Here is a 16872-nt window from a genome sequence, read left to right as displayed (position 1 = left end):
ATATTTCAATCAATGAGTACTCTATGAGCCGTGCGATCGATGACGATGGCTCTTCCGGGTTCAAGGTGATAAGCCTAGCTGATATCCAGGTACAGCAAGGCTTTCAGCAAATGCAGAAAAAGTAAAATGTATCGGCAAGTACAGTTTCAACCGCAGATCCGGGAGAGCCAGCACGATATTTGCTCCTACACAGTAACAGAAATTATGATACTCCGCAATTTCAGCACAAAATTCCCAATAATGAGCAAGACAAACCACTGTAATATTTTGTAACCTCTATCGCATCCCTTACATATGAGGCCAGTTTATGCAGGAAGCCAAAAGAATCCTTGAACGCTTGACTCCTCAAAACTCCGTCTTTTTGCCGATTGACTATATGCATGGCTTAATGAGTGCCTGTCGTTCTATCGATCCTGGCTTGCTCAAAAACAATGCGATGGCGTTAGCAAAAATTGCGCGTCTCTTTAATCTGCCTACTATCGGCACGGGCGATCGATCGGGACGCAGCTATCTCGGTGCAGAAATGTCGGAATTAGAGGAGATCGTTCCCGATATGCAGTTTGTACCACGGTCAAAAGTTGGGGCTTGGGATGTACCTGAATATCGAGAGGCAGTGCAACGCACGGGACGCAAAAAATTGATTATGGCTGGCATCACCACTGAGCAATGTGTAACTTTTACGGCGGAACCTGCGATCGCGGACGGCTACGATGTTTACGTGGTGCTAGATGCCTCCGCTGCGTTAGACACCCGCTCAGAACTGGCAGCAATTTCTCGTTTGACACAGATGGGCGCGATCGTCACAACTTGGTCGCCACTTGGCGCTGAATTGTTGCACGACTTTGCCACCCCAGAAGGTGCAGGATTGTTGAAAATTTATTCAGAGCATCAAGGCCAAATGCGAGCGCTTGAAGACAGTTTTAATACGGCTCTCAAATTTGTGCAAGAAAGTGTCGATAATCAAAGCGAGCAAGCTAGAGAAGCCGCTTATACCAAAGCTCGTGAACTGTAGCGGATATTCTTACAACTGATGCAGTCTATGCCAATGGCGATCTGGTTGCTACTGCCAGCTAGTCGAATTAACCCTTTCACGTTTCATCAATCAATGCCGCATGGATAGTCGAACCATTTACCTTTTAGCTGCACTTCTGGGAGGGTCTGTTCTTCCCGTTCAGGTTGCCATTAATACCCTACTGCGACGGTACGTGGGCGAACCCATGCAAGTTACCTTTATCTCCTACTTGGCAGGAACTTTCGCCTCCTTGGGGATTTGTGTCTTGGCGCGATATTCCTTGCCTACAGCAACGGCTCTAGCGCAAACCTCTTGGTGGATGTGGATTGGAGGGTGTTTAGGAACGTTGTATGTTTGGTCTACGATTTTTGCAACCCCTAAAATTGGAGCTGCGTTGGCTCTAGCACTGACGATCGCCGGACAAATGATTGCCGCCTTGTTTCTGGATCATTATGGCGCAATTGGGCTGACAAAGTACGCCGCTAGCCCAACCCGCATTATTGGAGCTGTATTCGTTGTTTTGGGAGTTTCCTTGGTTGCCTATGCCAAACGGTAATGACAGTTTTCAGGAGAAAAATATGCACCTTCAAGCAGGGGTCATCGCGATCGCTCGTCGGGTCAAACCCGGCTTTGAAAATGATTTTGAGGCAGCAGTGCGAGGGGTGATATTAGCGGCCAGTACTTTTCCGGGCTATTTGGGTAGTGAAGTTCTCTATCCTCAAACTCGTCGCGGAGAATGGCAACTCATCCTGCGATTTGATACCCCTAACCATCTCCAGGAATGGGAAACCTCTCCAATTTGCCAGGGCTGGATTGCTCGTGCAGATGCTCTGACCGAACCCCCTAAAGTTTGTCGTGTCAACAGTTTAGAGGCTTGGTTTTCTTTGCCCGAAGTGCCCTACCTTGCACCGCCGCCAAAATGGAAAACTGCGATCGTTAGTGCCGTGGGACTTTATCCGATCATTTCCGTCTTACCGCTCTTACTGCGTCCTATTACTAGCAGTTTGCCGACCTGGTTAGCCACCTTGGTGAGCATCAGTATTATGATGCCATTAATGACTTGGGGCATCATGCCACAGCTAACGCGCCTCTTTCGACCTTGGCTTTATCCAGGGCAGATTAAAGAGGGCAAGGCTAAGGGTTCAACCTAAAGATCGAGCCGCCGAGAATAAACAAGGAAGGAACGATATGCCTCAATTGACAGGTAAACAAAAAAACTGGCTGGTATCTGCCCATGTTATTTTTGGGGGCGCGTGGTTTGGCACTGCGATCTGTATGGTGACAGTTGCTTTCAATCACCTTACTTCCACCAATGGCGGCGAGCTATATGCCATCAACGCGACTCTCAAGTTATTGGATGATTTTGTCATTATTCCCTCGGCAATCCTGTCTCTACTAACAGGTGGACTATTGTCTTGGCTGACAATTTGGGGCTTTGTGAAGTTTTACTGGGTGATTACGAAATGGGTCGCAACAGTGACATTAATCGCCTTTGGGACATTTTGGCTGGGTCCTTGGACAAATGCGGCAACCGCGATCGCCGAATCTGAACGTCTCAATGCGTTGACGAATCCATTATTCATGTTTGATTTCAAAGCTGCCGCATTTGGTGGAGCAATTCAAACGATCTGCCTCTTAAGCATTATTGCTATTTCTGTACTTAAACCTTGGGGTAGAAGAGATTTGAAAAATTTATAAACGCCAGCTTAAATACCAACTATAGAACCTTGAAATACCCGATCTTGCATTCAATAGATAACTTTCAAGCTACCGCCACAACCCAAAATACAAGCAGCCCAACGTTCCGGTTGAGCGGCTGCAAATAACCTCTCTATCCAAACCAAGATCTCTCGGCAGTCCGCTCCAACCGGTTTATGGGTAGACAAGGGCAGTACCGAAGAGATCAGAATTGCCCTGAGAATAGGAAAGGTCAGTGACGACTATGCAACGGGCGACAGCCAGATGACTTCTAACATATTGTCGCACTGACCTCGCTTCCTAGTCCTCAATGAACGAATCCTCAGGGACAGATTTTTATGTCTGCCATAATACTTTCGCCTGAAGACTGGGATTGAAACCAAGTTCATGATGACACATTCCTTCGGAGGTGGACTCAGATGACTGATATTCCCTATGCAGCTTTGATTGGTCTAGATTGGGCAGACCAAAAGCACGACATCTGTCTGTATGATTGTGCGACTCAAACTCAGGAGCATGGTGTGATTGGCGCTCGACCGGAAGCGATTGAAGCCTGGGCAATGCAACTGCGGGTGCGCTATGGAGGACAACCGATTGCTGTTTGCCTGGAACAGAAACGAGGACCATTGATCTATGCGTTGTGTAAGTACGAGTTCCTTGTCCTCTATCCCGTCAATCCTCAAACTGTCTCTAAGTATCGTCAAGCCTTTACTCCGAGTCGGGCGAAAGATGATCCGACCGATGCAGCACTGCAGGTTGAACTTCTTCGGAAACACCGGGATAAACTGACGGTTTGGCAACCTGCCAGTCCAATGCTCAGAAAGCTGCAAGCACTCGTCGAATGGCGACGCACGCTGATTGAAGATATTGGACGCACGACCAATCGTCTCGTTGATGTGCTCAAAGGATACTTTCCTCAAGCGATTGACTGTTTCGAGCATCGCGATACTCTGGTGTTCTGTGACTTTCTCACACAATGGTCAACTTTGAGTGCGGTGCAGCAAGTCAGCGATGAACAGTTGCAGCAGTTTTTCTGTGAGCATCATTCTCGCTACAAAGACTGCAATGCTCGTCGAATTGAGTGTTTACGCAACGGTATTCCACTCACGCAAGATTCGGCGATCGTCGAATCGTCTCAACTCATGGTGCAAGCCTTGGTCAGCCAACTTCGTAGCTTGCTCACATCGGTGCGTCAGTTTGAAGCCCAAATAGATCGCGAATTCAATCAACTGCCTGATGCTGCGATCTTTGCGGCGCTCCCTCATACTGGAACCAACCTCGCGCCACGATTGCTGCTGGCGTTTGGAGAAGATCGCACTCGTTATCAAACTGCCCAAGACTTGTTGCAGTATGCAGGCATTGCTCCGGTAACCGAACGCAGTGGGAAAAAGTGTTGGATACATTGGCGTTGGGGAGCGCCGAGATTCTTACGCCAAACCTTCATTGAGTGGGCGAATGAATCGCGCAAAGCGTCCCTCTGGGCAAAGGCATTTTATCAAGCTCAGAAACAAGCTGGAAAGACGCATCAAGCTGCAATTCGAGCACTGGCGTTTAAGTGGATTCGGATTCTATTTCGTTGCTGGCAAGACCGAGTTCCGTATGATGAAGCCAAGTACCTCCTGGCATTGCACCAAAAAGGGTCACCCTTAGCACAGCAAATTCTTTCACAAGCATGAACGCGACATTTGTCATGGTGTGAATGTAGGAATGAAACTCAATGTAATTTAGATTTTCGATTCTAAACTGACTGAAGTTATCAGATTGAGAATCGATAGAATTGTGATGTCTAGAATGAATCTAACAATGATGGTAGAAGCACTTTTTCACATTCTTACTTGACTTAGAGAAGCTCAGGGAATATGTTAGTTTGCGTCGCATCACTAGATATTGGTTCTGGCATTTATACTTTAATCTTCCTCGGCAGTCGGCAGCAACAGTGTTTCCTTGATTTTCTCTCCTAAATTTTTATATACGCCATAACCTTTACCTAAACAGCTTATCAAGAGATTATTTGCATCGAAATATCGTTTTAGCTGTTCTTCCTGATCCTCAGTAAATTGCCAATCATGACCAATGTTGCGATATTCAACCATTACTGCCCGAAGTTGCTCAAGCCATTTTGTTCCATGACATTGCCACCATTCTTCTAACTGCTTAAGACTTTCTTCACGCTCTCCACCAAAAGCATGATTAGTAGTTATAGGTGATAATTTCTCCTTTAGCTTCTCCAGATTAAGCTTCAACTCAGAGGATAAGTTAAGGTCATTAGTGAGCGCACAAGCAAGTTGGAGAGCATAATGGAGATCGTAGTTAGATAAAAATATATCAGGAATTATAGAAGACAACGCTTTATGAATGGGATTTCCGGTTTGCTGAAAGAGATCCTGATAATATTGCCGATCAATTGATTCACGCTTTTGAAGAATGTAAATAGCGCGAATAACAGCAATACCTAAGGAAAGATCAAGAGCAATATCACATCTTAAGTCCGGATAATTAGCTAGAGCACGACCAAACTTTAATGTCGATTCAGGATCTCCAACAAGCACAAAGTCAAGTTCAGTGGTTTGAGCAAGGTGTCGAGAAGATTCATTTGCAATTCCAGGAAATAAAGCAAGAGCATGAGCAGCATAGAAAATTCTGACTGAAGCTGGCTTGTATGTTGCTTTAACTGACTGAGATTTTGTATTTACCCAAATGAGAAATTGTTTTAGTTTGCCATCTTGTTCCACAAGAAAATCGATTTGCTGTTTCATTTGATACAGTAAATTACCTCTATCTATATCAGACAACATTTCTAAGGTGATTAAAAAGACTTCTCTCCAATTAGAATATCCAATATTTGATGCCAAAGCTTGAAGTATTCCCAAAGATTTATTGTCAACGATATACAGGGCTGCAAAATATTCTTGAAAAGTAAGGTGAGAAAATGAAAAATATCCTTCGGATCTTTCAATGATTAAGCCATGCTGTGCTTCTAGAGATCGTAGAATTTGTTCAGCTTCTAAGCGTTGAATCTGAAAATGATTAGCGATCAAATTTATCAACTTACGCTGTTCTGGAAAATAATCATTATCTTGAAATAACGTATATGCCAACCAAGCTAGCAAATTCTCTTTCTCATCCAGAGATATTGAACGAAAACCATCGCGTTGTTGAATTCCCTTAAATTGATCCCACTTTATTAATAAATCTCGAATTCCTTTCTGATAAAGGTCTACTCTTTTATTTGGAAGCCTGCCTTGCTCATCCAAAAACACAGAGCAGGTTAGATTTAATAGGATCGGTGTTATAGCTATTTCAGCAAGAGCTTTATTTTGGGAAAGTTGTGAAATAAATGAATTTGTAAATCTTGCTGCTATATTACCTTTGACTAATTCAAAAAGCCAAAGCTGAATGATTGCATTCACTAACTCTAAATCCAAGGAAAGCTCTGAGTATTCAGATAATCTTTGAACTAATTCTTTTGAGATTTTATCGGCTTCAGAATCACTTGTTACCTTTGAAAATAAGTTTTTACTGGCTTGAGCGATTTGCTCTAGATTGAATTCTGAAACTGTTTCCCAGGAGGAGTCTTGAAGAACACTGTCTAAAACTTTTGTTGCTTCAGCATGCCCGACAACTACACTTGACCAGTTAAACACATATTGACTGACTTGTTCTGGTGTAAAATCTGCAATCTCTGCTTCGGTAAAGTCTTCAAATGATGATCTTAAGCTTTGAGTTCGGCAAGTAACAACGAAACGATTATTGCTGTATTCCTGACAGAATCGTAGTATCTGTCGAGTCATATAGTTATTTTGCGAGATAGGCACTTCATCCAAGCCATCCAGTAAAACTATAGCTCTACCTTCCTTTAAGATTGGCTCGGCAGCTTCAGCAATACCCCAGCCTCTGAACTGGCTTTGAATTTCATCCCATAAACTTCTTTCCTCTTTTGCTATTTCTTGTAGAGTAATGAATACAGGAATGTGCTTTGGTTCATTTAATACTAACTTATCCTCAATACAAGCATTAGCCAACATCTTAAGTAGGGTCGTTTTTCCTGCTCCTGGCTTACCCAGTAAAGTTAGTCTTCGGCACTCACGTATTGCCTGTTGGGCAGGAATTCTCTCCCTTTTAGCTTGTTCTACTCCTAAGCGATCGAAGCTATACCCATTATGCTTATTATCTTCTGATTCTCCATGCCAATTTGAAAATGAAAAATCACTACTAACTCTCTTGAAAATATTGAGATCAACATAGATATCTGTTACAGGAATCGGTTGGTTGACCCGTAACATTCTCATCGTACCCACTCGCTTTTTAATGTCAGCATAGGCAAACTCTCTTACCTGCTGAACCAACTGTTCAATATCAGGGAAATCTTTTTTATCTTGATTCTCTTTATGTTCTTCAACTAAATTTTCTGGCTGTGAAACTCCAGATAAGTTAGTAACATTAATAATGTTTCCATAAATAACTAAGTCATGACCAATTGTTGTATCTGATAATATCTTCGATGAATTCTCTAAGGTTAATGTAGGATCATTATTATTTAGTTTTTTTTGACTCTAAGCTGACATCTCCAACTTCAATATCTTTTGTAATCTTTGCATTGCTTATTACAACTTGCTCTAGTAGACGGCTACCAAAATCTCTAAGGTTGATGTTTCCTGCTTTGAGACTTCCTCCTACCTCAAGGTTACTTAGGACGATTTGCCGAGTAATTCCTGTTGCCTTCAATAACTGCTCTAAGTGCTTTTGATGCTCTGAGTCTTCTTGCATTTGCTCGACTAATTCAGCATTGATTGCTTCTTGATGTTTTTCAGGCGAAGCTAGTAGAGATTGCTTTCCTCGTTCCTCAAACTTCTTGTAGACATACTGAGTTAGTTGGGAAGAACCAGTAAAAGCACCTTCTACTAAGGATTCCCCAACTTTATTAATAGCTCCTACGATGATGAGAGCAGTAATAGTAGCAGCAGTCCAAGTGATCGGTTCCATGAAATCGCCTTTAGAACAAAGATACTTTGTCAAGTACTAGAGATAATACTATTTTATTTCAATTTCTATCCTGCCGTCACTATATCCGGATAATTTACCTTCTGTTCGCTGTTTGCATTTTGCTTCGGTGGTGAGGAAGCTGTGCACTTCTTCTCCAACGTTTTTCTGAACCTCATCCTAAATTAAGATCCTGAAGCCTACTCTACAGATATGTTAACAGTTGCTTAATATTGGATGCCCAAGATAAAACTCATGATGCTGAGCAAGCTGGTAACTCAGCAAGCTAACAATTATGTAGACTGAAAATTTCGGTCTAAGATTCCAATTTAAGGAACTTAGGCAGAAAAATTCTGCCTAAGTTCGGATTGAGCTACTTAGCCCGACACGGACTCAGCATATTACCTCTCGACAGGATAATTAGACTGAAAACTTCAGTATTTCTTCCAGAAGAGAACCTGTCATGGGTTGCCTAAGAGTCGGTTTAACTTTCCCAAGAGGTACAGGCTCAGCGCCCAATACTCAAAACTCGCTCTGGTTAGTGACAGGGTTAGGGCTGAGGGAGTATTGCCTTACTCTCTTAGCCTGTTTCTGTTTAATGAGAGTTTATTAGGGAAGGATCAGACGTTCTAGGCAATAGGGTAACTATTCACATTTTCTAGAAATAGAAGGTTTGCCTTACTCATCTCTCTCAATTCGTAGGATAGGACTGATTTCTAGTTATGTGATAGTTATGTGATTCAAACTTGATTTTTTCTACCTCTCTGGCTATGTCAGTAACCATAGGGAAAATAGAAGAAACCCCTAAAAGTCTTTACGGGATAGAACTTTTAGGGGTTTTCACTATATCTATTTGCAAGCATGAAAAAATGGGGGCGAAGGGACTTGAACCCTTACGACCTTGCGGTCAACGGATTTTAAGTCCGTAGCGTCTACCATTCCGCCACGCCCCCAAGAGTTGCGTCCTGAATTTCAAACTCGAAATCGGAAGCTTTCCAAGGATATCACTAGAATTGCACAATTAGCATAGAAATTTGTAAAACGATCGCGCTTTACATTTCACTATTGGGATCACGAGGCGCGATCGAAGAAAAGCGGTAGGATAGAAACGTTAGTATTCGGTTGAAATAGATGGACGTAGCACTTCTATACCTCGCTCTCGGTGGCGCTTATCTACTCGTTGTGCCCTTAGTGATCTTTTTCTACCTCAAATCGAGATGGTACGTTGCCAGCTCGATCGAGCGGGGCTTCATGTATTTCTTAGTCTTCTTTTTCTTCCCAGGAATGCTGGTTCTTGCTCCATTTTTGAATTTCAGACCGAAAGCGCGACAAATCGAGGCGTAGAATGCGGCGGATTGATGCGATCGGGATAACATTTGGCGTATTTCTTGCGGGCGGACTTGCGTACCTGATTTTTCAGGGCGTAGGTCTGGATCAATTTAGCGCCGGAATTTGGAGTCAGGTTTTACTCGTCGGCGGCTTAATCGGATGGCTGATCAGCTATCTCACCCGCGTCCTGTCGAAAAATATGACCTATAACCAGCAACTGCGCGACTATGAAGAAGCCGTCCTGCAAAAACGGCTCGAAGAATTAACGCCTGAAGAATTAGAAAAACTTCAAGCCGAAATCGAACAAGAAAAGTCTTGAAATTCCGACCCAGATTTGCAGTACGCTACTGAAGTTGTCAAATCTAGAGGGTTGAGATGTCTTCAGTGTCGGAATGCTTTGAGCGGCTTCGGAATCAAGCTCAGTGTGCGTTGATTCCCTTTTTAACTGCCGGAGATCCGGATTTAGAAACCACTGCCAAAGCGCTGGAAATTCTCGATCGCAGCGGAGCCGATTTAATTGAATTGGGCGTACCCTATTCCGATCCCTTGGCAGATGGTCCGGTGATTCAGGCTGCCGCAACGCGATCGCTTGCCCAAGGAACCCGTCTAGAAGATGTCCTACAACTGGTCAAACAATCGGCTCCGAACCTGCGTGCGCCGATTATTCTGTTTACGTATTACAACCCGATTCTGAACCGGGGAATTGAGAAATTTTTAAAAGACATTGCAGAAGTTGGAGCAAAAGGTCTTGTCGTTCCCGATTTGCCCTTAGAAGAAGCTGAAACGCTCTTGAAACCTGCAAAAGAATACGGCATTGAATTGACGTTGCTGGTTGCACCGACGAGTCCAAAAGAACGGATTATGGCGATCGCCGCGCAGTCTCAAGGATTCATTTATCTGGTGAGTACCACAGGTGTCACCGGAATGCGAACACAAATGGAATCGCGCGTCAAAGATCTGATTGCCGAAATGCGGCAAGTCACCGATAAACCGATCGGAGTCGGATTCGGAATTTCTCAGCCCGAACAAGCCAAACAGGTGATGAACTGGGGATCAGATGCTGCGATCGTCGGCAGTGCCTTTGTGAAAAGACTTTCGGAAGGAACGTCTGCAGAAGGATTGAAATCTATTGAGGAATTTTGTCGATCGCTACGGGCAGCAGTTACACCTGATTGAGCAACCCCAACCCCTGGCTGTGCTCACGCATTTCAAGTTCATCAATAAATAAAAACACGGAGGATTCTACGGAAATCTCCGTGTTTTTATTCACGGGCGGAACCTGCTGATTTGTCTTACCCTGATTGAAACTGAGTAATTTTGGCTCCCGAATCATCCAGGTTTTCCTGCTCTATTCCTCAAATTTACCGGGTATATACCCAAATCAATCTCGTACAGACACGGAGCATCAGGAAAACTATTTATGTGGTTTTTATAACAAGTAGAAATTTATCCTGATCTATCCGAAGAATCACTGTATCAGTAGTCGTGTGCATCTGTAGAGGTCGCGATCGTTTTGAAGGCTCCCTCTCAATTTCCTCAATGTTGGTGTAGCAAAGTTCAACCCCGTGAGCTTATGAAGTTGAAATTAACCCCTACTCGTATTTCGCTCCTTGCTTTAGGGGCTTTCGCAGCAGTTGTTGCCCAAGAATTGACGCGTTCTGATGCAAAAACACCGAGCGCTACTCCTAATAATGCCAAGTCAAAGCGCAATCCTACTGCTGTGCCTGCTTCACTACCCAGCAGTGCTATGGCACTTTCGCAACCAGAAAGTTTGTTTTCTGCTGAAACCCCGCCCCTCGTTCCGAATCCTGCCACCTCGTCCTCACCCAAAAGCTCTCTGAAAGAGGCACCTCAACTGAACTTTGCTACTCCGACTCTGCGGCAACCTCCTCAAGTGAGTGTCACCCCGAATCGGCTGCGCGTTGTCGATGTTAATCAACTGCCGATCGATGCACTCGTCGATGCCACCTTAAATCTCGCGAACACAGCGCCTCCCCCACCACCGCGAATCGCTGCGGCTTCCGGTGTAGACGAAGAACCTACTCCTCAGAAAGTTACAGCGGCAAACAATACTCAAAATACTCAAAATAATAAGGTTGCAAAAGACATTCAAGGACACCGTGCCCAAGCCCACATTACAGCCCTGATGCAGCAAGGAATCATGAAGGGATACAGTGATGGCACATTCCGTCCAAATGAGAAGATTACGGATGCGCAGTTTAGGGCAGTCGTCAATCAAGCCTCGAACCGCTCCAAGTCTCTAGCGACTCTGCGCCGCCCTCGCGATATTGTGAGCCGTGCTGATGCTGCAACTTATATCCATCGTCAGTTGCAGCGTACTAATCCTATCGAGTCAGAGGCTCTCATTGCCAAAACTGCAACCCCGCTGCCGAAACTTGCCAGTGCTGAAATCGCACCGATTGCTCAAAGCAGTCCCTTGCCTCCCGCACTTGCTCAAAGCAGCCCTCTACCTCCCACAACCTCTCCATCTTTCACATTTGAAACCGTTCAGAACACTGCATCAGCCGATGCCGCCGATGCCGATTCCTACACGTTGGGTGCAGGCGATCGAGTGCGCGTTGAAATCTTTAATGTCCCGGAGTACAGCAAAGAATATACGGTTCTCGTGAATGGAACACTCACGCTGCATCGCGCGGGCAGCCTTTCGGTCAGCGGCTTAACCCTGCGGCAAGCACAAAGCGCGATCGCGGCTCGATATGCGCGTTTGCTCAAAAGTCCGGTCGTCGATCTCAGCCTAATGGCATCGCGCCCATTAAATCTCGCGATCGCAGGTGAAGTCAGCAAACCTGGAACCTACTCTTTGACCGCCACCGACGGTAAGTTTCCCACGGTCACAAAATTGATTCGAGAAGCGGGTGGGATGAATCGATCTGCAAATGCCCGGCAGGTGATTGTGCGTCGTCCTCAGCGATCCGGTCCCGACCAGCAAATTCGCTTGGATATGTGGGAACTCTTCACCACAGGCAACATTCGTCAAGATCTCACCCTTCGAGACGGCGATTCAGTGTTTATTCCCGCCTCCAATACTGTGAATTTAGCAGAAGCAACTCAGATGGCAGATGCGAACTTTAGCGTCAGTTCGACTCAGCCTGTCAGTATTGCGATCGTAGGTGAAGTGTTGCGTCCGGGACCTTACACTCTAAAAGATAAAACTCCGACTCTCTCAGCCGCGATTCGAGAAGCGGGAGGCATCAAGCAGTTAGCCAACCTCAAAGAAGTCAAAGTCAGTCGGACTACGCGCACTGGCACCCCCCAGTCAATCAGTGTTGACCTGTGGCAATTGCTCAAGTCCGGCGATTTAAATCAAGATCTCGTTCTTCAGCAAGGCGATACCATCACCATTCCAACTGCACTCGCAATCAATCCTGAACAGGCAAGAGAACTCGGAGATGCGAGCTTTGCAGGCTTAGTCAAGGTTACGGTTGTCGGTGAAGTCACCCGACCCGGGCAAATTGAAGTACCTATGAATACGCCGCTCAACCAAGCTTTGCTGACCGCAGGTGGATTTACGCGTCAAGCGAATCGCCGTCGAGTTGAGTTAGTGCGCTTGAATGCGAATGGCAGCGTCACACGTCGTGACGTCTCGATCGATCTATCGCGCGGCATTGATGAGCAAGGCAATCCGCTGTTACAGAATGGCGATGTGCTCGTTGTCGATCGTAGTGGAGCAGCTAAAGCAGGAGATACGCTCGAAAACATTCTCAGACCCGTATTCCAAGTCTTACCTTTCCGCTTTCTGTTTGGATTGTAATTCCTCGCTCTCCTTTCACCTGTAGGCTCATTCATTTTGCATCGCTCTTCAACGTTCGATTTCTTTTAGGTGTCCCAATGGAAAACCAAACCAAGCTCTCCTCATTAGACATCTCCAAAAATGGTAAAGTACCTGCCCTGCCGGAGTATTTGCAGATCTCAGAACTTTCCCAACTTGAAGAGGAGTCAGGACAGCTTTTTGACACCCTACGGCGTAGAGTGCCGCTCATTGCTGGGATAGCAGCAGCGACCACTGCTGCGACTTGGGCAATTACTTGGAATCAACCTCCGGTCTATGAAGGTGGACTTCAACTCTTAATTGAACCTGTTAACTCACAGGCGCAGCAAGCTCGTGAACCCCTGAGCCAGAATTCACAAGGCTCTGACAAAGGCGAGGTTGACTATGCAACTCAAATCGAAGTGCTGAAGAGTCCAAAACTGATGCAACCGATTTTGGAGCAAGTTAGAACACGCTATCCGAATTTTTCTTATGCCGATCTCGCGCAATATCTCACAATCGCGAATCCTGACGGTACTAAGCTCATTCAAGTCACTTACACTAGCTCTGAGCCAGATCAAATTAAGTTTGTTCTGGATAAAGTTGCAGAAGCCTATCTGAGATACAGTCAGAAAGAGCGCGAAAGTAATCTCAGCTATGGGATTACTTTTGTCGATCGACAGATTGTCGATACGCGCAAACGGGTAGACAGTCTACAGCGACAGATGCAGGCATTTCGCCAACAGAACAATTTTGTCGCTCCAGAATCGCTCGCTGGACAAGTGACGGGTCAAATTCAAAGCCTGACGCAGCAACGTCTAAATTCAGATAAAGAGATTGCAGAGAAGCAGCGGAGATTTAACAGCCTAAACGAGCGTGATGGAGCACTGGCAGCACTAGCCGGTGATGCTTCTTATCAAAGCACTCTGAATAAGATCCGTGAATTGGAAAGTAAGCTAGCGGTTGAGGGGACTCGATTCCAAGCTGAGAATGATGAAATCCGCGTCCTCCGACAGCAGCGAGACAGTTTATTGCCCGTTCTACGCCAAGAAGCGCAGCGAGTTTTAGGGAATGAACTTGCAAAATTGGGAACAGAGTTGTCAGTGCTATCAACTCAGCAGCAGGTGCTGACTCAAGCAGAAGCCTACTGGAACAGGGAGGTTCAACGAGTCCCTGTTCTCTCACGCGTGTTTACGGATCTCGATCGAGAACGCACCGTTGCTACTGAGAGTTTAAATCGTCTGCTTGAAACTCGTGAAAAATTGCAGATTGAGGCAGCACAGAAAGAGATTCCCTGGCAATTAATTACACCCCCTGAACGTCCTGATTTGCCGAAGGAATCGAGGGAACGCAATTTGATCTTGGGCGCGATCGCAGGCTTGCTGTTAGGGGTTGCGGCGGCTTTAATGTCGGAACGCTTTGACAAGCGGTTGCGGACAGTGACTGATGTGAAAAAGCTCTCGAAACTGCCAGTTTTGGGCGTGGTTCCGCACGAAACAAATCCTTTGGGACGGGGTGCGATGCCGCAGATTTTACAAACGATGCAGAGCGATCACCCCAGGTACGATCTCAGCCAATACTCACAATTTACAGAATCGTTTCGATCGCTCTACACGAATCTTTGTTTGCTCAATACTGATCATCCTGTGCGATCGCTCGTGGTCAGTTCTCCAACTGCGGGAGATGGCAAGACTACCGTTGCACTTTATCTCGCTCAGGCGGCGGCGGCGATGGGTCAAAGAGTCTTGCTCGTGGACACGGATTTGCGGAGTCCTCAAATTGCAGATCGCTTAGAAGTTTCAAATGAGCAAGGGTTAACAGAACTGATTGCGAGAAATCTAAATCCTCAAGATGTCGTACAGCGGATCAATGCCTTGGCAACGGCAGGCAATGTCGATCGTGCAGCAGTAGAGCCAACGAATTTCTCGGTGCTTGTTGGTGGAAAAATACCACTTGATCCGACACGATTGCTGTCTTCTCAGAAAATGCAGCGCCTGAATGACTATTTCAAAGCGATGTATGATCTCGTGATTTTTGATGCTCCCCCATTGTTGAACTTTGCAGATAGTAGTCTGCTCGCAAATCACACTGATGGTATGTTAGTCGTAACCAGATTAGGAAAAACCGATCGTGAAGATCTGCGGCAGATGCTAGATACCTTGCAGACCGCTCGAATTTCAGTGTTAGGGATTGTCGCAAATCAAAGTAGTTCAGGTTCCGACGTTTAAGGTTCAAATTTAGGGAGAAAAGCGCGATCGCTCACTGCGATCGCGCTTTTTTTGATTGAAAGATCTCACCCTAGGTAGAGTGCAACTCTACGAATTAACGAAATAAATTTCTCTTGGGATAGATAGCTTTCAGAAGAGTCGCAGCCTAGAATGCAGACATGATAAGCAATTCAACAAAAAAATCTATGTCTGAACCAAATGGCGTGATGATGCAATATTTCCATTGGTATAATTCACCGGATGGAAATTTCTGGAATGAATTGACCGAGAATGCTGAAGAACTAGCAAATGCTGGCATTACGTCGCTCTGGTTGCCTCCTGCTTACAAAGGGTTGGGTGGAGGATACGAGGTTGGGTATGGCGTGTATGACCTCTATGATCTGGGTGAATTTGATCAAAAGGGCAGCGTTCGGACTAAGTATGGAACCAAAGATGAATACTTAAAAGCAATTAAAGCAGCTCATGATGCGGGATTGCAGGTCTATGCTGATGTGGTATTCAATCATCGTATGGGTGCAGATGCAGAAGAAGAAGTAGAAGCAACCCCGTTCAATCCAGACAATCGAGGAGAAGTGATTGGGGAGTATAAGCCAATTCGAGCTTGGACACATTTCACCTTTCCAGGACGTAATGGCAAGTACTCGGATATGGAATGGCATTGGTGGCACTTTGATGCGATCGATTACAATGCAGATGAAGCAGACCAAAATGCAATCTACCTGCTTAAAGGCAAGCAGTTTGATGCGAATGTTGACCTTGAGAAAGGTAGCTTCGACTATCTCATGGGTTGTGACCTGGATATGGACAATCCTGAGGTGCGCGAAGAACTCAAGCGTTGGGGAGAATGGTATATCGATACAACGGGTGTCGATGGGTTTCGCTTTGATGCAGTGAAGCATGTGAAAGCAGGGTTTTTCAAAGAATGGTTTGAGCATGTGCGGCATTATGCTCAAAGGGATTTATTCTCAGTTGGTGAGTACTGGTCTGCTGAAGTCGATGCGTTGCACTACTTCTTAGATGTCACGGATGGTCGAGTCGCACTGTTTGATGCGCCGTTGCACTATAACTTCCATGCAGCGAGCCAAGCAGGAGATAGTTATGATATGCGCCAAATTTTTGATAATACTTTGGTACAGCAGCAACCCGCACTTGCAGTAACGTTAGTTGATAACCATGATTCTCAGTCGTTACAGTCGCTGGAGTCTCCGGTTGAATCTTGGTTTAAGCCATTAGCATATGCGTTAATTTTACTCAGAGCACAGGGCTATCCTTGTATCTTTTATCCTGATTACTATGGAGCCTGTTACAAAGATAGAGGCAATGATGGGAATGAGTATGAGATTTGGATGGATAGCCATCGCTGGCTGATTGACAAGTTCTTAGTAGCGCGGCGAGAGTTTGCTTATGGCGACCAATATGATTACTTTGATCATCCAAATTTAGTCGGTTGGACGCGCTTGGGTAATGAAGAGTATCCGGGTGGCGTAGCAGTTCTGCTGAGTAATGGCGAAGGTGGCAGTAAGCATATGGAAGTGGGACAACCCAATCGCACTTACATTGATATTACTGAACATGTCGGTGAGCCTGTGACGACAAACGAGCATGGTTGGGGCGAATTCCGCTGTAATGGAGGTTCGGTTTCTGTTTGGGTTCCGCAAGACTAGGAGTTTATTTTGATCAGATGGGGAGATAGGGAGCAATCTGAGTCTGAGTTCTTCCCACTCATGCAGCGGACTACTCGTATGGGTCTGGCACGCGATCGACACTGTATCCGATAGCAACGAGAAATCATATTCTTAGCGCTATGTTTTGAACCGCTTAGGCTAAAAAAATCCCCTCAATAAATGAGGGGATTT

The 16872-nt window shown here is 45.4% G+C and carries 13 protein-coding genes and 1 tRNA gene; 11 read left to right on the top strand and 3 right to left on the bottom strand.

All coding sequences use genetic code 11. The features are described 5' to 3' along the window. Positions 1–307 precede the first annotated feature (307 nt). The 5 genes from OU814_RS08990 (at position 308) to OU814_RS08970 (ending at position 4386) form a co-directional block, all read left to right on the top strand. Positions 308–1012, top strand: coding sequence for an isochorismatase family protein (locus OU814_RS08990; protein WP_268182049.1), 705 nt, complete (start codon positions 308–310; stop codon positions 1010–1012). Between the two features lie 100 nt (positions 1013–1112). Then, positions 1113–1568 carry a DMT family transporter gene (locus OU814_RS08985; RefSeq protein ID WP_268182047.1) on the top strand — a complete coding sequence of 152 codons (456 nt, stop codon included), beginning with the start codon at positions 1113–1115 and terminating at the stop codon, positions 1566–1568. Further along, a complete protein-coding gene (locus OU814_RS08980) occupies positions 1555–2163 on the top strand; it encodes an antibiotic biosynthesis monooxygenase (protein ID WP_268182045.1) in 609 nt (202 codons plus the stop codon). The genes OU814_RS08985 and OU814_RS08980 overlap by 14 nt, the downstream gene beginning before the upstream one ends. 37 nt (positions 2164–2200) lie before the next feature. Then, positions 2201–2710, top strand: a complete 510-nt coding sequence (locus OU814_RS08975; RefSeq protein WP_268182043.1) for a hypothetical protein — start codon at positions 2201–2203, stop codon at positions 2708–2710. Between the two features lie 419 nt (positions 2711–3129). Then, entirely contained in the window at positions 3130–4386 is a 1257-nt protein-coding gene (locus OU814_RS08970) for an IS110 family transposase (protein WP_268182041.1), read from the top strand. Between the two features lie 231 nt (positions 4387–4617). On the opposite strand, the gene OU814_RS08965 is transcribed toward OU814_RS08970, so the two are convergent. The 3 genes from OU814_RS08965 to OU814_RS08955 all read right to left on the bottom strand — a co-directional run bounded on the left by OU814_RS08965 (position 4618) and on the right by OU814_RS08955 (position 8643). Then, entirely contained in the window at positions 4618–7056 is a 2439-nt protein-coding gene (locus OU814_RS08965) for an NACHT C-terminal helical domain 2-containing protein (protein WP_268182039.1), read from the bottom strand. 187 nt (positions 7057–7243) lie between these two features. Then, entirely contained in the window at positions 7244–7693 is a 450-nt protein-coding gene (locus tag OU814_RS08960; RefSeq protein ID WP_268182037.1) for a hypothetical protein, read from the bottom strand. 867 nt (positions 7694–8560) lie between these two features. Next, a tRNA-Leu gene (locus OU814_RS08955) sits at positions 8561–8643 on the bottom strand. A 178-nt stretch (positions 8644–8821) separates the two neighbouring features. Between OU814_RS08955 and ndhL the strand changes: the two genes are divergently transcribed. From ndhL to OU814_RS08925, 6 genes are all read left to right on the top strand, one after another. Beyond that, positions 8822–9034, top strand: coding sequence for an NAD(P)H-quinone oxidoreductase subunit L (gene ndhL, locus OU814_RS08950; protein ID WP_017289246.1), 213 nt, complete (start codon positions 8822–8824; stop codon positions 9032–9034). A gap of 1 nt (position 9035) precedes the next feature. Continuing rightward, positions 9036–9338 (top strand): DUF3007 family protein, encoded by a 303-nt coding sequence (locus OU814_RS08945; protein WP_017289247.1) that lies wholly within the window; start codon positions 9036–9038, stop codon positions 9336–9338. A 56-nt stretch (positions 9339–9394) separates the two neighbouring features. After that, on the top strand, positions 9395–10195 hold the full coding sequence (trpA, locus tag OU814_RS08940) for a tryptophan synthase subunit alpha (RefSeq protein WP_268182033.1): 801 nt from the start codon (positions 9395–9397) through the stop codon (positions 10193–10195). Positions 10196–10592: 397 nt separating this feature from the next. Continuing rightward, complete coding sequence (locus tag OU814_RS08935) at positions 10593–12791, top strand: SLBB domain-containing protein (protein ID WP_268182031.1); 2199 nt, start codon at positions 10593–10595, stop codon at positions 12789–12791. 77 nt (positions 12792–12868) lie between these two features. Then, on the top strand, positions 12869–15016 hold the full coding sequence (locus OU814_RS08930; protein WP_268182029.1) for a GumC family protein: 2148 nt from the start codon (positions 12869–12871) through the stop codon (positions 15014–15016). Positions 15017–15201: 185 nt separating this feature from the next. After that, positions 15202–16680 (top strand): alpha-amylase, encoded by a 1479-nt coding sequence (locus tag OU814_RS08925; RefSeq protein ID WP_268182027.1) that lies wholly within the window; start codon positions 15202–15204, stop codon positions 16678–16680. Positions 16681–16872 lie beyond the last annotated feature (192 nt).

The organism is Leptolyngbya sp. GGD (genome assembly GCF_026735145.1).
GTDB lineage: Bacteria > Cyanobacteriota > Cyanobacteriia > Leptolyngbyales > Leptolyngbyaceae > Leptolyngbya > Leptolyngbya boryana.
Note: the sequence above shows the minus strand (reverse complement) of the source record. Positions and strands in the feature narration are given on the sequence as shown.